Genomic DNA, 18,512 nt, shown 5'->3' on the forward strand with positions numbered 1-18,512 from the left:
TTTTCAAAGTTTGAGCTGATCGGCTAGAAATGGCAGCCGGGGATCCGCATTGAGATTCATAGGTGCAAAGTCTCCGGCCTTTGCCATGTAATAAGCCCTGCATCCAATCATGGCGCCATTATCAGTACAGAGTACCGGGTCCGGGCGGCACATACGAATGCCCCGTTTATCGCATTCTTCCTTCAATGCTTTGCGAAGACCGCTGTTGGCTGCCACACCGCCGGCCAGAGCAATGGTCTTATACCCCGTTGCCTCTGCCGCTTTCATGGCCTTTTCCACCAGCACATCTACCACTGCTTTCTGGAAGGATGCAGCCACATCCTTTGGATTAATTTCTTCCTTCTTCATTTTGGCGGTATTCAGGTAGTTAATGACTGCTGATTTCAGGCCGCTGAAGGAAAAATCAAAAGTATGTTCTCTCCCAAGCCCCATGGGGAACGAAATGGCATCAGGATTTCCTTCCTGGGCCAGCCTGTCGATATGGGGGCCGCCAGGATAAGGATAACCCATGACCCTGGCAATCTTATCGAAGGCTTCCCCTGCTGCATCATCTCTTGTCTGACCAAGAAGCTGGAAGGTATTGTAATCCTTCACCACCACAATCATAGTATGGCCGCCGGAAACCACCAGAGACAGGAAAGGCGGCTCCAAATCCGGATACTGCAGAAGATTGGCGAAGATATGGCCTTCCATATGATTGACCGCCACCAGGGGCTTATCCAGCGCCCAGGCCGCCGCTTTGGCAGCTGCTACCCCCACCAGGAGAGCCCCCACCAGGCCCGGCCCCTGGGTCACTGCAATGGCATCTATATCTTCCCAGGAACATCCGGCCTGCTCCAATGCCTCAATGGCTACAGGAAGCACATCTTCTATATGGTGGCGGGAGGCAATTTCAGGCACTACTCCGCCGAATTTCTTGTGAATAGGCACCTGTGTGGAAATAACGTCAGACAAGATATGGCGCCCGTCTTCAATCACCGCACAGGATGTTTCATCACAGCTTGATTCAAACGATAAAATCTTCATAATTCTCCTTCTACTTTTCTGGACATAATATATCCATCCTCTTTAGGAAGGTCATAAACTCCTTTTCTGAGCCCCAGCACTTCAAATCCATGATTTTTGTAAAGGCGCTGTGCCTCCTCATTGCTCACCCGCACCTCCAGGAAAAGGGTGTTCATATGTCTCCGAGCCGCTTCCATAAGTCCTGCCTCCAGAAGAAGGGCGCCAATGCCTTTCTTTCGAAAAGAGGGACGAACACCGATGTTAAGCAGCTGTCCTTCATCGGCAATGAACCAGAAGCAGCCATAGCCTGCAATTTCTCCATTCATTCTGGCTATAAAATATTCACTGTGGCTTCCTTCCATATCATGGATCACCGTTTCTTTACGCCAGGCATCGGAAAAGCAGAGCTTCCCTATTTCATAAATGGCAGATGCGTCGGCTCTATCAGCCTTTTCAATCAGGATTTCCTGTGCTGTTTCTCCCAAAGTACCTCAGCCTCGCTTCTGCGGATATAATTAGGAAGAATGGACAGGGGACTGTCAGTCTTTCCTTCCCTGATCTTTTTTAAGCCGGCCATAGCTACGCTTCCTGCCCGGGCCAGGCGGCTATGCGGCGGTGCCAGTTTAATGCCTGCAGAAACAAGCTTGTCCTTGTATTTATCAGCGCATTCTCCTACTGCAATCACGGGACCGCCATGGGTCAGAGCTGCTTCAATGACCTGATCTATAGGTGCCGCTTCTTCCTTTTCTTCCTGCCACATTTCATCAAAAGCGCCGTATAAAGCAGCATACACATTGCCCCGCTGGGCATCCAGAAGAGGCAGGATAAAGGCCTGGGCCCCCGCCATATTCCAGGCCAGCGCTTCCAGCGTGTCCACTCCAGCCAGAGGGACCTTCCATATATAGGACAGCATTTTGGCAGTGGCAAGGCCGATGCGAAGGCCTGTAAATGAGCCGGGACCGATAGAAACGGCCACAGCCGTTATATCCTTCTTGGAAACCCCTGCCTCCTTTATCATTTCATCCATATGGGGGATAAGCTGTTCCGAATGGGTAAGCCTTTTCTGTACTGTCCATTCAGCAATCAGCCTGTCCTCTTCTGCCAATGCACAGCTTAGTACCAGTGATGATGTATCAATGGCCAGCAGCATAATTTTCTATCTCCTTTGTTATTTCAACCGGAGCCTTTCCGCTCCAGGATACAGTAATCTTTCTTTCCTCTTCACCGGAAAGGACGATATGAATATGAATACTTTCTTCAGGAATGAGAGAAGGGAACATATCTGCCCATTCCACCACCACTACGCCGCCTTCTCCATATTCTTCCCAGCCGATGTTCCATAAATCATCTTCGCTGTGAAGACGATAGAAATCAAAATGCTTCAAAGGAAGACGGCCATCTTCATATATATTCATAATGGTAAAGGTAGGACTTCCTACCACTCCCTCTATACCCATTCCCTTAGCCAGTCCCTGGACGAAATGAGTCTTGCCTGCGCCCAAATCGCCGGTTAATGCAATGAAAAGACCATCTTGGGCTCTTTCCCCCAGGAAACGACCGAAATCCATGGTTTCCTTTTCACTGTTCGTCGTGAATGTTACTTCATTTTTCATGAAGCCACCTCATCATTTCATCAAAACGGTCCATAGCCAGACGATACCCTTCACCATGGAGCTTTCTCAATTTGCCAGCATCTCTTTCCGTCCGAGACACCGTTACCGGGTTTTCAGGACGGATAACGAAAACGGCGCCTTCCTTTTCCAGCTCTATGACTCTTTCCATTTTCCTGTTATACCGCTCCGGAATAGAGCACATGCCGTCCACCACTGCCGGATAGGTTCGCCCATAGACAGCCTTCAGCATCCCATGCATCCAGAAGGGCACCGGTTTCTTCCGATAATTCACATCCCGAGTAAGGATATATACGATTTTCCCATGGGGAAAAGGGATTTCCTCAGGCAGCGGCACCAGAGGCATGCCCACGCCGCCATCCACATAGGCCTTTCCACGCCAGTCCACCGGTTTGGATACCAACGGAATAGAGCAGCTGGCCTCACAGACCTTCATAAACTCGGAAGACGAAAGGTCATGGCTGGAAATGAAATGGGGCTTTCCCTCAAGGCAGTCTGTAATCACTGCATAGAGCTCTTCTTCGGCCTTTTCAAAGGTTTCAAAATCAAAAGGGTCCTCTTCATGGGCCAGGGGGCCAAACATGAAATCAAAATTAAAGAAAGAGCCCCCTTTCAACATATGCCGAAACCCCATGTACCGGGGATCAGCGGCATAGGCGGAATTGACCCGAACGCTTCTTCCGCACTGCTTTGACAGGTAGCCCAGTCCCTGCAGAGTGCCTGCAGAGATACCTGCTGCCTTTTTGAAATAAAACCGATGGTCCATGAAAGCATCCAGCACACCGGCCGTAAAGAGGCCCCGCATGGCACCACCTTCCAGAATCAGCACCGGTGCTTCATCCATTTCTTTTTCTATCATATTGTTTCGCCCTGGGGAAATACCCGGCACCTCCTTATTTCTTAACTGAGCAGGCAGACTGGTTCTTTACAGCGTTGATTTTCGCCTGGATCGCTTCCTGATCTCCCAGATAAGATACATCATGCACTGTGAAATCGGAGTTCAGATGGTAAACCAGTGGAATGCCGGTAGGAATATTCATACCGGCGATTTCCTTATCAGAAATCCCTTCCAAATGCTTCCGAAGAGCTCTGATAGAATTTCCGTGCGCCGCAATGAGCACCCGATCTCCCGCTTCCATGCGAGGGCGAATGACTTCATCAAAATAAGGCGCAACTCTTCCCACCGTATCTTTCAGACATTCCGACAATGGAAGTGCTACCTTCCCCTTCATTTTCTGATAAGGCGCCTGATTCACCGGATTTCTTGGATCATCTTCCGACAGAGCCGGCGGACGTACATCGTAAGAACGCCTCCAGAGGAGCACCTGCTTTTCTCCATACTTATCGGCAGTTTCCGTCTTGTTCAATCCCTGCAGGGCTCCGTAGTGCCGTTCATTCAGGTGATAATCCTTAATCACGGGAATCCACACCAGATCCATTTCATCCAAAATGCGGTAAGCAGTGTGGATAGCCCGCTTCAGCACGGAAGTAAAACAACAGTCAAAGGAGAGCCCTTCCTTCTTTAATAAACGGCCTGCTTCGCTGGCCTCTTTCATACCTTTATCAGAAAGCTCCACATCTGTCCATCCGCAGAACAGATTTTTCTTATTCCATTCACTTTCCCCATGACGAATGACCACCAGTGTATACATAGGATCCTCCCTTACTTTTCAAAATGATCAAAACCTTTCGCTTGAAGAAGCCGTCTTTGACCATGCCGCCACACATAAACGCCCGTTCCCGGTTTCTTTACAACCCTTCCCACCGGAGTTATGGGCATCTCTTTTTTTATTGTATCAAAATCAGAAGGGGAAATGGTACCAGTAAGCTGGTAATCTTCTCCTCCATTCAGGGCCCAGGTCAGTGGGTCCCGATGAACCCTTTCCGCCAAAGCCCTCACCGCTTCCGATAGAGGCACCTTTTCCAGTTCTATTTCCAGTTCTACTCCCGATGCCTTTGCAATTTCATTCCATTCCCGGGACAGGCCGTCAGAAATATCATTCAGCGCATGGGCTCCTGCCTTTCTAAGGAGTATTCCCAGCGGAATCTGGGGTTCCGGCCGCTGATGTCTCACTGTCAGGGAAGGCCATTCCTCTCCCATGTCATGAAGGAGCGCATAAAGCCCTGCCGCCGAATCACCTGCAGTACCGGTGACAAAGATGATATCCCCCTGCCGGGCACCGCTTCTTGTCACCGCTTTCCCTTCAGGCACCATGCCTGTCACCGTACCGGTAAGGATTAATCCCTTTGTAGATCCTGTCACATCGCCGCCAAGAAGATTCACCCTGTACTTTCTGCAGCAGGCCCTGAGCCCGTCATAAAAACGGTCCACCCAGGAAAGAGGAAGATCTCCGGGAAGAGCAATGGAAAGGACAAATCCCACGGCCTCGGCCCCCATGGCGGCCATATCGCTGAAATTGGAAGCCGCCAGATGGTACCCCACGTCGAAGGGACTCATAGTCTTCCTGGTAAAATGGATGCCCTCCACCATGGTATCTGTGGAAATCACCTGGTCGTAACCGCCAGGCGTTCGATACACCGCACCATCATCACCGGGACCTACAACCAAAAGCTCCGGACGAAAGATAAAATCGTGCATAATGCGGCGAATCAGGCCAAACTCTCCCACATCATCTACCAAAAGTTGTTTCATTATTCCTCCAGCAGAGTCACACCTTTTTCTTTCAATTCCTTCAAGGTCTTTGCATGATCCTTTTCCGACACATAACCCAGCCCTTTTACCAGAAGTGTTACCTTCCTGCCGGAAGCAAGGAGGGAAAGCACCGTTTCTTTCACACAGTACTCCGACGCAATACCACCTACATACACATGGGAAGAAGCCTCGTCTCCCAGCCGCTTTCCCTCTTGATTCACTCCGTTAAAAGCAGAGTACTCCTCTACTTTATCATCTTGGCCCTTCAAGAAGCGATTTTCAGAAGAAGGACGATTCTCTTTCTTCTTCACCTGCTCTGTAAAAGCAGGATCAAGTTCTGCCCCTTTCGTGCCGGCCACACAGTGAACAGGCCAGATGCCGCCATTCACCTTGAAAGAACCATTGGATGGGCTGTGCCAGTCCGATGTATAAAGGCAGCGCACAGGATGGCTGTTTATAAAACGTACCAGTTCTGCCACCGCCTCATGGCTGTGCCCGCAGGCCAGCGTACCATCTATGAAATCATACTGACAGTCCACAATAACAAGATCATCCATGATAAACCCCTCCCATTCCTGTTTCCCTCTATTTTATCAGCTTTATCGGATGAGGAAAAGGGGGCAGTCCCACCTGATCCGTGCCGAATAGAGAACTTTTTGTAAACAGCTGCCTGCCAGGAAAAGGCCGTTGTATCCCCATGACTGACAGGTAATTTTAGCAGGCCCAAACTATTGCGTCCTTTCTTTATAACAGGTATACTAGAAAGGAATTGTTTATAAAGGAGATGGATGTTTTGAATTTTGGTGACGCAATAGTGGCCTTTCTGAATATTGGCCTCTTCAGTTCCCTGGTCAGCCGTTTTACTGGAGCTAATACGGCCATACTTGTTTTCTGCTCCCTGCTTTATCTGGGCTGTGAGCCGGTAGAAACCGTGGGCATCATGCTGACTTACCTTGTATTTATGAGACTGACCATTTACACACAGAAGAAGAAATTAAATTTCAAGCACCTGCAGGTGTTTAAGGGATATAAAGTCTTTATTCCCGTTTTCTTTATCCTTGTTTCCCTTTTTGTCTATCCTTTCGCCGCTCTGGCCATTTTCCTTCTTCTTTTCATGACGGAAATTCTGGCACAGATGTGGGCTGATGTGCCGGAAGAAAAAAGAGCCTCCCGGAGTCAGATTACCGGCTGGGTAGTCACGGGCTCCATCCTTACTACCATTGCCATGATTGCCGTAAAATTTATTCCTGAAGATTTCTACTACATCATCGGCGGTATTGCAGGCTTCCTCATTTGTGTATTTTTCTACTGGCTGGGTCAGGACAGAGACCGGCTCTCCGGCATATGGGACAAAATCGTCCTCCTGTCCTTCATTCCCCTGGGCCTCTTCGGTTTCGACCTGGCTGACTGGCTGGATGATATGCGCCGTCATGTGAACTCCACCCTCATTGCCTATAATCTGCCCTTCATTTTCCTGCCCGTATTCTTCATTGGCTTCCTGATGGCCAATATTCTCTTCGGCATTTTCTCCCTGTCGGGACTGGTCATTACCTTTTTCGGCGCTCTGGGCCTCCGCCTTTTCGGCTATTATGAGATGTCCCGCAAAGGCAAGGCAAACCTGGTATCCCTGGGTTTCACCGTACTGGCTATCCTGCTGCTCCTCATTACGGCACCTGAACCTACCGGTGTTTCAAAAGCAGTCGATGCTTTCCTTCCTTCTAACCACTATGGATTTACAGGAATCCTTAATATGTTCTGATCAAGGAAATCAAAAAGCTCTCCTCTCCGGAGAGCTTTTTGATTGCCTTGAATGGGAAAAAGGTTACTACGTTTATCCAGCCTCAAAATTCTAAGGCTTGACAACAGCGCCTCGCAGGCCATGAATCTTGAACTCGTGCCCCTCCTGTACGGGACAATATGCAAAGCCTTTGCCGGACCTGTACATCAGGATGCGTTCCTTTGTATCTGCCTCACCGATTTTTAGTAGAATAAAAACCGCTTAACCGGTTCTCGCCGCCGTAAAATACCTGCAGCAGGCCGAAAAGAGACTTCATTTCCTTACTCTTCCGGTTTCCAGGGGGTTACCTTCACCGTACAGGAAGGACAGACATTCTGAAGGAAGCAGGTTTCACAGTCCGGTTTTCTGGCATGACATACTCTTCTTCCATGCCAGATAAGCCAGTGATGGGCCGCAGACCAGTCTTTTTTCGGAATAGCCTTCTGGAGACCTTTTTCCACTTCCAGCGGCGTAGTCCCTGCTGCCAGCTTTAAGCGGTTGGATACGCGGAAAACATGGGTATCCACCGCAATAGCCGGATAACCGAAAGCCACACTTCGCACCACATTGGCTGTTTTCCGGCCCACCCCGGGGAGCTTGACCAGTTCATCGAAATCTTCCGGTACTTCTCCATGGTAGTCAGAAAGGAGCATGCGGCACATGCCCAGTAGATTCTTCGCCTTAGCTTTGTACAAACCGCAGTCATGGATTTCCGTTTCCAGCTGGCTCTGGGTAAGAGAAACCATTTTGGCCGGCGTATCCAGTCTTGGAAAAATACGGTTCGTAATCACATTGACTCTTTTATCGGTACATTGGGCAGAAAGGATCACCGCCACCAGCAGGGTAAAGGGACTGGTGAAATGAAGCATGGTACCATCATTTTTATACACCTCTGAAAGCCGGCGAAGCTGCTCAGCCTTAACCTTCTTTGTCACTCTCATAATCCGCTGCGAAGCAGGTATTCATGAGCTGCCAAGGCAGCTGCCGCCCCCTCTCCTGCTGCAATGATGACCTGCTTATTTCTGCAGTCAGTCACATCCCCCGCTGCAAAAAGGCCATCCACATTGGTTTCTCCTTCCTTATTAGTCATGATTTCTCCCAGAGAATTGACTTTGACATCGGAAGGAAGATAGGAATTGTTCGGAATACCGCCAGCTTCTACAAAAACACCATCCACAGAAAGTTCTTCCGTCTTTCCATCAGCCTTATTTTTAATCACAAGACCCTGTACCTTCTTGTCCCCTTTAACTTCCTCCGGCGTATATCCCATATATACCTTCACATTCTCCAGCTCTTTCATGCGTTTGACCAGAATCTCCTGAGCCCGGATACGGCTCCGCACCAGAAGGTATACCGTGGGGCAGAGTTTTGCCAGCTCAATGGCAGCCTGTACCGCACTGTCTCCGCCGCCCACAATAGCCACTGTTTTCTTGCGGTAGAATGGCCCATCACAGGTAGCACAGTAGCTGACGCCTCGACCGGTATATTCCTTTTCTCCCGGGATATCCAATGTCCGGCTGTGCTTTCCGGCAGTCACAATGCAGGCTTTTCCCCGCAGCTCCCCGCCGTCATCCAGATGAGCCGTAAAAGTTCCGTCCCCCTCTTTGACCAGAGACTTCACCCCTGCATATACGAATTCTACAGGGTACTGCTTCACATGGGCTTCCATTTTATCTGCCAGTTCAAAGCCGGAAATAGACGGGAATCCCAGATAATTTTCGATTTCATTTGTTAAGAGCATCTGGCCTCCGATATCGGTGGTCACCACCTTGACCGTCAGCTCCTTCCGGGCCGCATAGAGCGCCGCATTCAGCCCCGCAGGGCCCGCACCAATAACCAGTACATCAACCATATCCATATTTCTTCCTCCTCTTATATCGAATTTTATCGTTTAATAATTCTATTATATCTGAAACTGCTGGTTTATGCAAATCATGGATTACGGAGTGCCGAGTCAAGTCTGAGCAGCTGTTTAGGGCAGCTTCTTTATAACGGAGGAGTAGGTGTTTTTCACCAGACTGTGCGGGGCGGCTGGTGTGCAAGTAGCTAGTTGCTAGTAGCTTGTAGCTAGGAACAAGGAACCAGCAACCAGCCACTCTCACACCCGCAGGGCGTGTCTATAAAGGCACCATACATATTTGCCATTTGATAGCAGATATGATATCATAAATACAGTGGAGTAAAGGAGGGTATGATGTATAAGATTGAATTTTATGAGTCTCAAAACGGTTCGTCCGATGTTTGGGATTTTCTTGAAACCCTTCGCAGGAAAGGCAATTCCAGTAAGGATGCCCGTATTCAATACAATCAAATCGTCTTCTACATCGATCTTCTTTCGAAGAATGGCACCAATCTCCCAACAAATATAACAAAACATCTGGAGGAGGACATCTGGGAACTTCGTCCGGGAAATAACAGAGTCTTCTATTTCTACTATGCAAAAGGCTGTTACGTACTCCTTCATCATTTCCGTAAGAAATCCCAGAAAACGCCGAAACGAGAAATAACCCGCGCCAAATATGAAAGAGACGACTATATCCGACAAAAGGAGGAAGAGTCATGAGAACCTGGGAAGATTATAAAAACCATGTCAAGTCCATCAGCAAAGATGAAAAGAGAAACATGGAAGAAATCGAAGAAGTCAGTGCTATCGTTTCCTCCATCATTGAAAGGAGACAGGAGCTTGGAATGAGCCAGCGCGCCCTGGCAGAGCGCTGCGGCATCCCCCAGTCCTCCGTGGCCCGCATTGAGACCCTCAAAACGACGCCTAAGCTGGACACCCTCATCAAACTGATGCAGGCCCTTGATTTAAAATTGACAGTCGCCACTGCATGACATACAAAAAACATCCCGGCCCCTTAGTCCTGGATGACCACAAAAGAGCTGTGAAGAAATAAATGATATTTCCTCACAGCTCTTTTTATCTATGCAACTTACCGTTTTTATTCCATGCTCTCCTTCATCTTTTCCACCGCTTCAAGGGAAAGCCCGGTTCCGCCCAGGTCTCGGTCCCGGCCGCGCCCGCCTCACACGTCATCTCGAGCGGAGCTCTGAACCGGTATGAGGATAAAAGTATCAGAGCTCCATTGATACTCTGAGCCGAGAGATCTCCCACCGTAATGCGGCCTGCACCAATTTGCAGTGAGATTTCTCCACTCCACTGCGCTGCGGTCGAAATGACAGCGGGGCGGCTGGTGTGCAAGTAGCTAGTTGCTAGTAGCTTGTAGCTAGGAACAAGGAACCAGCCACCAGCTACCAGCCACTAGCCACCAGCAACCAGCCACCGCGCCATCAGGCGCTCCCCAGCCACTAGCCACTATCTTTTATCTTCTATCTATAAATCACCAGACATGATGCTTCACGTCATAGTCCAAAGCGGCGTTCTTGAAATCCTCGTAGTAAACCACCTTATCATCCTTCTCCTTCAGCACCGGCGGCTCTTCCTTGGGCACCTTCTTCTGCTCCTCATAGAGCCGCTGATACTTCGCAGGCCAAAGCTGCGGGCGGCGTTCGTAGTAGGAAGATAAAGTAAGAAAGCCATTATCACATGTATGAAACAGCTGATGAAATTCATCCTCATAGGCCATCTCTGCCAAATGCTGAATAGCAGGAGACATATGCCAGCTGCAAAATACAAGAGTTGTTCCGGAACATCCCAGAATGGAAGGGTCAAGCGTCAGGAAAACCAGATTGCCATTCAAAGGGTGCATGGTCTGGAATTTATCGATGTAATAATCCACAAGCGCCGGCGCCGGTCCATCTGTATACCGGACAACCACCCGATCCGTCCCGTTCGGGTATTCCGCCTCCACATCAAAGTGGACATCCGGAAATTTCTCCTTCAGCAGCGCCGCAATCACCTTCGCCGTCTTTTCTACCGATTCGATTTTCATATCTATCGCCTCATTTGTAATGATGTAAGATGCTTTCCCTGTTTCGGGGCTTCTACCTTTATTATACGCAGAGACTATGACAGGAATTGGCACAGTAAAGAAAATTTTGAAAAATTTTTGAAATAAAATCCAGCCGGACTGCATAGTGCGCATCCGACCGGATTATTTTGGCTTTCTCTCCGCCGGTGAATCATGGGCGAGATAGATGAATTAGAATACTTCGTCTAAAGGCTTCCAGTGTTCATCGGCCATGTCGATGGCAAATTCTGTATTATCTATATACAGTCTCTGGTCTTTATCACGGACGAATCCCCAATGCAGATGATGTTTAGCGGCATAATGCTTGAATGCCTGGAATTTGTTACCGATTTGCAAGTCGATATTCTTATCCACACCATGGCTTTCGCCGCCCTTTGTTTCAATAATCCAGATATCCCCATTTTTCTTCATGACGATATAGTCAGCATAGAAAAGCCACTGCTTCTGCAGTCCGTCAAGATAGACTATGGAGAAATACTGCTGTCCGGTGTCCCCGTTCTTATACACCCAGTCGATATCATCACGATTTTCGCAGTACTGTTCAAAAAGCTGCTCCGATGTGCTGCGAATGAGACTGGTAGCAAAGCCGGACGTATACTCTTTGTACGCATTGCTGAGATACTCGATTTCATCCTTAACGCCGGGATCGTACCGGAAAAAATCCTGCTCTGGAATATGGAATTGGGCCGTCTTCGGTGTAATCATATCCAGAGAAGTCATTTGGGCCATATCAGCAGTTACCGCATGAAAATCGTCCCGCAGCTTTCTTGCATTATTAATGACAAAAGCATAGAAATCTGCATTATTCAGGGACAGGATTTTCTTTTGACGGCTGGGCTTTCCTTTACGGAAAAGCCGCTCAAGAATGGTTTTCAGTTTCTTCGAAGGGACGCCCACCACCCGCTTAATTATATCCACACTGTGAAGAAGCTGCATGCCGTATCGATGGGTATTCACCTTTCTCCTCGTAGTCATATACTGCAAAGGCGTTTCTTCGATGGAGCCCACTTTGATATATTTCCCATACACCGTCTGACTGGCAATATCCTTGTCCAGATCATAGCCGCCGGCTTCCAGATGTTCAGCATTGACCTTAAGATTAGCTCCCAGATTATAGGTTTTAACGAGGTACTTGTAAAAAGCCTTCATCACTTCCCTTTCCCCCATGGCTTCCCTGTCAAGATCGCGGGTCTGCTTTTCAAGGGTAAAGGTTTTGCATTTGGGTTTCAGGAAGAGCCGCCTTGTCTCATAGGCCTTATCCATGGCAGCAAAGAGCCCGGCTTTCCACTTTTCATCGAATGTATATACATAGCAGAAATCAAGCAGGTCATCATCATAATGACAGGCTTCCGGCATGCGGCGAATACGGCCAATAGTTTGGATTTCAAACTGCTCACTCATGCTCTCGCGAAGTTTCACAAGGATTTTGGCCCGCGGGCAGTCCCATCCGGTGCTGATGGCCTGTTTCATGAGAAGAAATACAGGAATACCGTCATTTTCCGTGAGATTGGCAGGAATATCCTTTTTATCACCGCTCATCCACTTGCTCACCATGCCATTCTGATAGGTATAGCCCATGGACGCCAGCTTTTCTTCCACCTGTTTGACGGTATCAGGCCTTCCATTTGGAAATTGAATCAGCACAAGGGGACGGATTTTCTTGCCCAGAGTATGATATCTTTCCGCTATGGCCTTCCGTTTCTCATCGGCCAGCTTCAGCAGATAATCATAATCATCGTCGATTTCCACATCACTTTGGACGCCCTCATTCACATAGAGTGCCTTCGTAATCAATCCGGCGTCAATGACTTCCATCTCATCGATTTCATAATAGGCATACCGATTGTTTTTCTCAGCCGTTGCGCTCACACGGATGATATGGGACGCAGAGAAAGCATCAATAATCGCCCTGGCCTTTGCGGTATTATTAGAATGTTCCTCGTCAATAATAATGATGAAATCAAGCCCGCTGCGATGGGCGTCGGCGATACGGTCGAAAAGATTCTTCCTTTCACTGTCACGAATGGCCGTATTCCCCTTCTTCGTCACCAGCTCCCAGTTGATGAATGTGGTAGTTCCTGGCTGGAATCCGTTCTGTAGGGCGTCAAAAAGATTCTGCGTCTCCAGCTGGGGCGCCACTTTCTCCATCTTAAGGCGGCTCTGCTCTTCCAGGTCACCCTTTCCCGGGCAAAGCCAGATAAAAGCTGTATCCTTGCTGACTTTTGACAGATACTCCGCCACGAAGTCAATGAGGATGATGGTTTTGCCCGAACCCGTAGGTGATTTCACCACAATGGTTTGCTTTTCATTGCTGTCCGTAGTCATATCCAGCAGCTTAAGCACCGCTTTTTCCTGGAAATCAAACAGGTTTAGTGTGATACCGCTTACCATGATTCGCCTGCCTCCTCCAGTTCAAAGTCAAAATAATAATCCGGTATAATGTAGGTCTCCACATTTTTGAAAAGGTGTTCCTGCTTCGTAGTGAGAAGGACGTTACTGGATAAGTAGATTCCTTTCAAATCCGGATAGTCCTGCCAGTGAGAAGCCAGCTCATCCGCCTCTTCATCGGTCAGTACCATTAGATACTCTTTCCCATCCAGCTTGACTCCATGCTCCAGCTGGATCATTTCAGCAATATGGTTTAAGAGAGCATCGGAAAGGAATTCTTCATCCTTAGCGACAAAGTCTGTGTGATAATATTTCAGGTTGGCGGGAATGCCGTCTACTTTCCCATCATATGTTTTTTCGCCATAAACAATGATACTGCCGTCTTTTATACTGGATTTGATATTATCATACTGATTTTCATACTTTTTAATTATATCATCTACATCATTTAGCAATTCATCTGCATTTTTCAAGACATTCATAGTTATTTTTTTGCTAAGAAGAATATTATTCTTTTTTCCACTATATGCATATCCAGATATCACTTTTTTTATTCGCTGATATGTAACTTGTCTGCAGATATCATTTTCATTATTTGTACATAAAATAAATCGTCTGGTTCCGCCATCATTATGATTTAATTCAAGGATTGCTTGAGCAGATGTTCCAGATCCAGCAAAAAAGTCGAGAATTAGAGCGTCCTTAGGACCTCTGGCAATAATATCTTTGATTAATTCTACTGGCTTAGGATAAGGGAAAGAATCTTTCGTACCTAATATTTCTCTAATATCATCACTACCGTTGTTCGTATAATACTTTTTCTCTGTCCATATGGTTGGAATAGTTCCACCTGCAGTTTTATACTCTTTTACATCTATTGTTGGGTGTATATTATCAATTTTATAAGTTTCAATCTCACCCTTTTCTATCTTCTGTATAATGCCATCAGCTATATATGACACTTGAAACGTATTTTTATTTTGCTTTGTTGGCTTTTTGGGAGATATCTTTATATATCCTTTTTGCCAGTTTTCAAAAGACTCACTACCAATTAATCGCCATACACATTTATCTCCCTTTTTGGTTACTGGCCAAACAGCAACAGTTCCTTTGGGGGCAATACTATAATCGTATTCAAAATCCTTCTTATCTCCTACATAGCTTCCCTTATCAATCAATTCTTTAAGTGATGATCCACGTGACACATAGTTTCCAGACTTATCAATAAATATTGGATAAACTTGATTAGGTCGAGTTACCTGATTAAATCCAGCTAATGTCATTGCATGATATGCGGAGCTGTATGTATTTTTCGTACTTTTGAGTTCTGCGGGGACAAAGTCATTAGAACAAATAAATACTATATATTCTTGCGTATAATTAAACCCCCCACGTGGTTTTCCACCTGAGGTTTTGACCGTCACACTGACTACTTGTTTATTGGAGAATAATTCTCGGCACAAGAGCATTAAGTTATTAATCTCATGATATCCGATACTTATTGCGATAAATCCATCTGGTGATAAAAGCTTTTCAGCAGACAAAAGTCTTTCTTCCATAAAGCTTAACCATTTGCTATGCTTAAAACCATCATTATTATCCACATATGTATCATCATAAATGAAATCCTTATTTTCTGTATTATACGGAGGATTGAATTTTATCTGGAGTCTCGCTTATAGGACATTCGATGCATTGGGAGGATTGACGGCACTGACCGGTACAGAAGGTCTTTTAAGGCCTGATTTAGGGTACAAAAATAGCCTGATGATGTAAACGGGTCCCTAAAGACCGGCATTGACATCATCAGGCTATTTTTGTGTGGGCCATCCAGGCCTCAAAAGGACTACCTGACTGACGCTGCGTCAGCTGACTCCAAATAACAATATATATGATATCAAATTTTCCTTTATTTGTCTTTTCCAAGAGCTTAAGGCTGTGCAGATTATCCCCTTCCAGCAAAAAGTTATACTTTTCCCCGGGAGCTGCAGAGATTTCCTTGTCCTTATCCTCTGTAAACACGGGAATGTGGGTTTTCATCTTCACATCTACCGCTTCTTCATGTTTTTCCCATACAAGGCCATATTTCTTCTCATTCAGTGCATTCTCGATTTCATTAATGGCGGCCAGAGTCTTATCATCGTCCTTATTTTTCTCTTTCAGCCCATTCAAAAAAGCCAGCATCCTCTGACGCTTCATCTGTGATAAATTTGCCATAATTAATCTCCCTGCCAATCATCAAAGCATGAATGACGTATCTATTTTTAAAACAAAGAATAAACGCAAATGCTACTTCCACTCTTCTGTCCATTGCATGCAAAAATCCCTTTAAATTATACTACGTGACTCGCCATATAGACAATAAAAAAGGGCGGCCGTTTAGAAAGAGGCCCACAACAACAATTGCACCACCCCGCCTCCCATTTTCGCCCCCGCCGCGTCAGCGGCCACAACCCTTGGCACCAAGGGCCGTTAGGCCCGATGGATGCCATACGCCCCTCTGCGGCCAGCGGCCGCAGGCCCCTTCGGGAATACAGGAAAGCACAGCCACGACCGCACCGCCCCGCCGACTGGTAGTTGCGGCCAATGGCGTCACTTACTACTCTTACCGAGATCCTTCGCTGTCGCTCAGGATGACAGCGGACGGCGGGACTCCACGATCCCGATCCCGATCCCGATCCCGATCCCGGCCCCGATCTTCGACCCTCGATCCGTCCTCCCATGACTCTCCAGCAGGTCATAGTAAGTGTCACATCTTCCGATAACACCTCGTCTCATACCCATCGGCCCTCAGCAGCAGTCCCGGCATCCAGTCCGGTGTTCTTTCCATGATTCCTGTGATTTCTTCCACCGCCGTTCCTTCTCTGCATTCCACGATCACTTCGTCATGGACATGGCCGCAGATGAAGTAGTCCCTAAGGTTATGCATGGCGTAGGCAAGGATATCCCTGGAAATGGCCTGGATGATGTTTTCCACAAATTTTGGGCCGTAGGATTCGATGCGGTTCCATTTTCTTTTGGTGTCAAGGCCCATGTAGGTGATGGCTGTTTTCCCGTAGGCACTTCCTTTCAGGGCAGCGCCGGGATAGGCAAGGCGGCGGCCGGAGGGGAGGGCGATGAAGAGGGTGCCTTTTTTCATGTAGAAGGTGAGGGCTCCCACTCTGGTGATCCGGAGCTGCTCTATGGCTTCTTTCACGGCTCTATCCACCTGCCACCAGTAGGCAACGATGTGGGGATTGGTTCGGCGCCATGTGGTCACAAGTTCTGGCAGTTCTGCTTTGGTGAGCCCCATGTCCAGGGCGCCCATAGCCATCAGGGCCCCTTCTCCCCCTCCGTAGCCTAAAGCCAGTTCGGCGATTTTCCCTTTCTGCCGGAGGTCGCTGTTGATCCCTCCTTTTACGACCGGTTTACTGAACATTTTGGATGCCGACTGGGCGTAGATATCCAGGTTTCCGGCAAATACGTCCATACGCCATTTTTCCCGGGCCATGTAGGAAAGTACCCTGGCTTCGATGGATGAGAAATCGGAAACGATGAAAGTATAGCCCTTTCTTGCCACAAAGGCGGTGCGGATGAGCTGTGAGAGGGTATCAGGAACGGAGCCGTAGAGGAAATCCATTTTCTCATAGTCCCCTTCCATCACAAGGGAGCGGGCCAGCAGGAGATCTTCCAGATGGTTCTGGGGAAGGTTCTGGAGCTGGATGTATCTTCCTGCCCAGCGGCCGCTTCTGGCGGCGCCGTAGAAGCGGAACATGCCCCTTGCCCTTCCGTCATCACAGACTGTGTCAATCATGGCGCCGTACTTGGCAAGGGAAGATTTCTGCGCCTGTCCGTAGAGGGTAAGGGCCTCCCTCACGGCGCCGGTAGAAGAGGAAAGCAGTCTTGCCACTTCTTTTTTGGTGAGGGATTCCGCATGGGTGCCGTTAGCTGAGAGCCAGTCCTTCATCTGGCAGGGAGATTTGGGATTCAGAAGGCCCGTGAGGTGTTTCAGCCGTCCCAGGAGTTCCGTCTGCGCCCTGTCTCCCATGACCATGGCGGCATGGACAAAGGGCATGTCCACGGGAATGCCACGGTCATTGATCCGCTGGTCCTCATGGTACTCATCCCAGAGCGCCGCAGGTGTCTTATAGGAAGAAAAGGATCTGCGCACTGCCCTTTCCACTTCCACGTCCCGGCGATTGTATTTCTTGAAAAGCGCCCATTCTTCCGAATAGTCTTCCGGCTTCCTTCTCCCTTCCGGCCCGGGCAGGGAGAAGAGCCCTATGAGGCAGCTCCCCTCGTCCATCTTCTTCTCTGAAAGCCCCAGCGCCTCGCCCAGATTTTTCAGGGAAAGAGGAAATCCCAGAGATGAGGCAAGGACCTGTGAACACTTCCAGCCCAGAGGATCCAGATACTTCCCTATCGTATCCCCCTCACTGCCGTAGGAAAGGAAATGGGAAGGATAATGCTCCCGAAGATACCGCGACAGGCAGATCCGCTCAAAGGAAGCATTAAACGCCCACTTCGTCACCAGCGGATTTGTGAGGGCCAGCAGGATGTCATGGGGTATGCGCTCCCCCTTCGCCAGATCCACCACCTTCACTTCCCCATCATCCACGGCGTAACCAAAGAGGAGAATGGAGAAATCCGGGTGCTCCGCATACTTGTACACCCCTCTGCGGGCCAGATCTATGGGACTGTAGGTTTCGATGTCGATGGACAGCTCTTTCATTTGTACTCCTTTGCTTTTAGATTCACTGGCTGGGATAGGGTTCAAAAGGTTCAGAAGGTTCAAAGGGTTCAGAGGGTGGTGGTATCGCCCTCTCGGGCGATGAGCATTATAATGCCGCCTTTCGGCGGTCACGTCCATGTCGAGTGTCATAATCATTCTTACCCTCGTCCACCCCTTCGCCACTTCGTGGCCCTCTTCCCCTAAAGGGGACGCAAGAACGTTACGGGATTTACTTTCGGTGTCATAGGGCTTGATTGGCATTCTGCTGATTGGCTCGCTGCGCTCGCCACCCCCTATCCGGGCTGCGCCGGACTTCTCCACGGGAAAGCGTGTCACACGATTCTCAGGTCGCTTCGCTTCCTTACGAATCGTGTTCCCTTGCCACCCCTATGCAGGGGGCAGAATAAAACACCGC

18 protein-coding genes are annotated in these 18,512 nt (G+C 48.4%); 3 read left to right on the forward strand and 15 right to left on the reverse strand.

Annotated elements, in window-relative coordinates:
* Nucleotides 1-3: 3 nt before the first annotated feature.
* Genes tsaD through HMPREF9453_RS04045 form a run of 8 tightly spaced genes read right to left on the reverse strand, consistent with a single transcriptional unit; the run spans nucleotide 4 to nucleotide 5,846 of the window.
* On the reverse strand, nucleotides 4-1,026 hold the full coding sequence (gene tsaD / locus HMPREF9453_RS04010; RefSeq protein WP_008859293.1) for a tRNA (adenosine(37)-N6)-threonylcarbamoyltransferase complex transferase subunit TsaD: 1,023 nt from the start codon (nucleotides 1,024-1,026) through the stop codon (nucleotides 4-6).
* Nucleotides 1,023-1,490: a ribosomal protein S18-alanine N-acetyltransferase gene (gene rimI / locus HMPREF9453_RS04015; RefSeq protein ID WP_008859294.1), complete on the reverse strand. Its 468-nt coding sequence runs from the start codon at nucleotides 1,488-1,490 to the stop codon at nucleotides 1,023-1,025. Before rimI ends, tsaD begins: the two co-directional genes overlap by 4 nt.
* The gene (gene tsaB / locus HMPREF9453_RS04020) at nucleotides 1,463-2,155 is read right to left on the reverse strand and encodes a tRNA (adenosine(37)-N6)-threonylcarbamoyltransferase complex dimerization subunit type 1 TsaB (RefSeq protein ID WP_008859295.1); all 693 of its coding nucleotides are present in this window, start codon (nucleotides 2,153-2,155) and stop codon (nucleotides 1,463-1,465) included. The genes rimI and tsaB overlap by 28 nt, the downstream gene beginning before the upstream one ends.
* A complete protein-coding gene (locus HMPREF9453_RS04025; protein ID WP_008859296.1) occupies nucleotides 2,139-2,618 on the reverse strand; it encodes a bifunctional tRNA (adenosine(37)-N6)-threonylcarbamoyltransferase complex ATPase subunit type 1 TsaE/phosphotransferase in 480 nt (159 codons plus the stop codon). The genes tsaB and HMPREF9453_RS04025 overlap by 17 nt, the downstream gene beginning before the upstream one ends.
* Nucleotides 2,608-3,495 carry a patatin-like phospholipase family protein gene (locus tag HMPREF9453_RS04030; protein ID WP_008859297.1) on the reverse strand — a complete coding sequence of 296 codons (888 nt, stop codon included), beginning with the start codon at nucleotides 3,493-3,495 and terminating at the stop codon, nucleotides 2,608-2,610. Before HMPREF9453_RS04030 ends, HMPREF9453_RS04025 begins: the two co-directional genes overlap by 11 nt.
* A gap of 34 nt (nucleotides 3,496-3,529) precedes the next feature.
* Nucleotides 3,530-4,288 carry a 2,3-diphosphoglycerate-dependent phosphoglycerate mutase gene (gene gpmA / locus HMPREF9453_RS04035; RefSeq protein ID WP_008859298.1) on the reverse strand — a complete coding sequence of 253 codons (759 nt, stop codon included), beginning with the start codon at nucleotides 4,286-4,288 and terminating at the stop codon, nucleotides 3,530-3,532.
* 11 nt (nucleotides 4,289-4,299) lie between these two features.
* Complete coding sequence (thiL, locus tag HMPREF9453_RS04040) at nucleotides 4,300-5,289, reverse strand: thiamine-phosphate kinase (RefSeq protein ID WP_008859299.1); 990 nt, start codon at nucleotides 5,287-5,289, stop codon at nucleotides 4,300-4,302.
* Nucleotides 5,289-5,846, reverse strand: a complete 558-nt coding sequence (locus HMPREF9453_RS04045; protein ID WP_008859300.1) for an isochorismatase family protein — start codon at nucleotides 5,844-5,846, stop codon at nucleotides 5,289-5,291. Before HMPREF9453_RS04045 ends, thiL begins: the two co-directional genes overlap by 1 nt.
* Nucleotides 5,847-6,073: 227 nt before the next feature.
* Between HMPREF9453_RS04045 and HMPREF9453_RS04050 the strand changes: the two genes are divergently transcribed.
* Nucleotides 6,074-7,048 (forward strand): hypothetical protein, encoded by a 975-nt coding sequence (locus HMPREF9453_RS04050; RefSeq protein WP_232217316.1) that lies wholly within the window; start codon nucleotides 6,074-6,076, stop codon nucleotides 7,046-7,048.
* A gap of 299 nt (nucleotides 7,049-7,347) precedes the next feature.
* Here the strand turns inward: HMPREF9453_RS04050 and nth are convergent, their stop codons facing one another.
* Both nth and HMPREF9453_RS04060 read right to left on the reverse strand, forming a co-directional pair.
* Nucleotides 7,348-8,007, reverse strand: a complete 660-nt coding sequence (gene nth / locus HMPREF9453_RS04055) for an endonuclease III (RefSeq protein ID WP_008859302.1) — start codon at nucleotides 8,005-8,007, stop codon at nucleotides 7,348-7,350.
* The gene (locus HMPREF9453_RS04060; protein WP_008859303.1) at nucleotides 8,004-8,924 is read right to left on the reverse strand and encodes an NAD(P)/FAD-dependent oxidoreductase; all 921 of its coding nucleotides are present in this window, start codon (nucleotides 8,922-8,924) and stop codon (nucleotides 8,004-8,006) included. The genes nth and HMPREF9453_RS04060 overlap by 4 nt, the downstream gene beginning before the upstream one ends.
* A 336-nt stretch (nucleotides 8,925-9,260) precedes the next feature.
* Here HMPREF9453_RS04060 and HMPREF9453_RS04065 point away from each other — a divergent pair, with 336 nt between their 5' ends.
* Together HMPREF9453_RS04065 and HMPREF9453_RS04070 are read left to right on the forward strand one after the other, a co-directional pair.
* Nucleotides 9,261-9,629 carry a type II toxin-antitoxin system RelE/ParE family toxin gene (locus tag HMPREF9453_RS04065; RefSeq protein WP_008859304.1) on the forward strand — a complete coding sequence of 123 codons (369 nt, stop codon included), beginning with the start codon at nucleotides 9,261-9,263 and terminating at the stop codon, nucleotides 9,627-9,629.
* Nucleotides 9,626-9,901 carry a helix-turn-helix domain-containing protein gene (locus HMPREF9453_RS04070; RefSeq protein WP_008859305.1) on the forward strand — a complete coding sequence of 92 codons (276 nt, stop codon included), beginning with the start codon at nucleotides 9,626-9,628 and terminating at the stop codon, nucleotides 9,899-9,901. The genes HMPREF9453_RS04065 and HMPREF9453_RS04070 overlap by 4 nt, the downstream gene beginning before the upstream one ends.
* A gap of 506 nt (nucleotides 9,902-10,407) precedes the next feature.
* Here HMPREF9453_RS04070 and HMPREF9453_RS04075 read toward each other — a convergent pair.
* The 5 genes from HMPREF9453_RS04075 to HMPREF9453_RS04095 all read right to left on the reverse strand — a co-directional run bounded on the left by HMPREF9453_RS04075 (nucleotide 10,408) and on the right by HMPREF9453_RS04095 (nucleotide 18,097).
* The gene (locus HMPREF9453_RS04075) at nucleotides 10,408-10,959 is read right to left on the reverse strand and encodes an LPD29 domain-containing protein (protein WP_008859306.1); all 552 of its coding nucleotides are present in this window, start codon (nucleotides 10,957-10,959) and stop codon (nucleotides 10,408-10,410) included.
* A gap of 210 nt (nucleotides 10,960-11,169) precedes the next feature.
* Complete coding sequence (locus tag HMPREF9453_RS04080; RefSeq protein WP_008859307.1) at nucleotides 11,170-13,389, reverse strand: DEAD/DEAH box helicase; 2,220 nt, start codon at nucleotides 13,387-13,389, stop codon at nucleotides 11,170-11,172.
* The gene (locus HMPREF9453_RS12255) at nucleotides 13,383-15,050 is read right to left on the reverse strand and encodes a DNA methyltransferase (RefSeq protein WP_083827238.1); all 1,668 of its coding nucleotides are present in this window, start codon (nucleotides 15,048-15,050) and stop codon (nucleotides 13,383-13,385) included. The genes HMPREF9453_RS04080 and HMPREF9453_RS12255 overlap by 7 nt, the downstream gene beginning before the upstream one ends.
* 142 nt (nucleotides 15,051-15,192) lie before the next feature.
* Nucleotides 15,193-15,603, reverse strand: coding sequence for a hypothetical protein (locus HMPREF9453_RS11895; RefSeq protein ID WP_008859309.1), 411 nt, complete (start codon nucleotides 15,601-15,603; stop codon nucleotides 15,193-15,195).
* A gap of 532 nt (nucleotides 15,604-16,135) precedes the next feature.
* On the reverse strand, nucleotides 16,136-18,097 hold the full coding sequence (locus tag HMPREF9453_RS04095; RefSeq protein ID WP_040379574.1) for a DNA polymerase: 1,962 nt from the start codon (nucleotides 18,095-18,097) through the stop codon (nucleotides 16,136-16,138).
* Between the last annotated feature and the right edge of the window lie 415 nt (nucleotides 18,098-18,512).

The organism is Dialister succinatiphilus YIT 11850 (assembly GCF_000242435.1).
GTDB classification, from domain to species: domain Bacteria; phylum Bacillota; class Negativicutes; order Veillonellales; family Dialisteraceae; genus Dialister; species Dialister succinatiphilus.

Coding starts and splice junctions, on each gene's coding strand:
- gpmA (WP_008859298.1), bottom strand. CDS start 4,288: ATGTATACACTGGTGGTCATTCGTCATGGGGAAAGTGAATGGAATAAG.
- HMPREF9453_RS11895 (WP_008859309.1), bottom strand. CDS start 15,603: ATGGCAAATTTATCACAGATGAAGCGTCAGAGGATGCTGGCTTTTTTG.
- HMPREF9453_RS04065 (WP_008859304.1), top strand. CDS start 9,261: ATGTATAAGATTGAATTTTATGAGTCTCAAAACGGTTCGTCCGATGTT.
- thiL (WP_008859299.1), bottom strand. CDS start 5,289: ATGAAACAACTTTTGGTAGATGATGTGGGAGAGTTTGGCCTGATTCGC.
- HMPREF9453_RS04025 (WP_008859296.1), bottom strand. CDS start 2,618: ATGAAAAATGAAGTAACATTCACGACGAACAGTGAAAAGGAAACCATG.
- HMPREF9453_RS04080 (WP_008859307.1), bottom strand. CDS start 13,389: ATGGTAAGCGGTATCACACTAAACCTGTTTGATTTCCAGGAAAAAGCG.
- tsaD (WP_008859293.1), bottom strand. CDS start 1,026: ATGAAGATTTTATCGTTTGAATCAAGCTGTGATGAAACATCCTGTGCG.
- HMPREF9453_RS04060 (WP_008859303.1), bottom strand. CDS start 8,924: ATGGATATGGTTGATGTACTGGTTATTGGTGCGGGCCCTGCGGGGCTG.
- HMPREF9453_RS04095 (WP_040379574.1), bottom strand. CDS start 18,097: ATGAAAGAGCTGTCCATCGACATCGAAACCTACAGTCCCATAGATCTG.
- HMPREF9453_RS04045 (WP_008859300.1), bottom strand. CDS start 5,846: ATGGATGATCTTGTTATTGTGGACTGTCAGTATGATTTCATAGATGGT.
- HMPREF9453_RS04030 (WP_008859297.1), bottom strand. CDS start 3,495: ATGATAGAAAAAGAAATGGATGAAGCACCGGTGCTGATTCTGGAAGGT.
- nth (WP_008859302.1), bottom strand. CDS start 8,007: ATGAGAGTGACAAAGAAGGTTAAGGCTGAGCAGCTTCGCCGGCTTTCA.
- HMPREF9453_RS04050 (WP_232217316.1), top strand. CDS start 6,074: ATGGATGTTTTGAATTTTGGTGACGCAATAGTGGCCTTTCTGAATATT.
- HMPREF9453_RS04070 (WP_008859305.1), top strand. CDS start 9,626: ATGAGAACCTGGGAAGATTATAAAAACCATGTCAAGTCCATCAGCAAA.
- tsaB (WP_008859295.1), bottom strand. CDS start 2,155: ATGCTGCTGGCCATTGATACATCATCACTGGTACTAAGCTGTGCATTG.
- HMPREF9453_RS04075 (WP_008859306.1), bottom strand. CDS start 10,959: ATGAAAATCGAATCGGTAGAAAAGACGGCGAAGGTGATTGCGGCGCTG.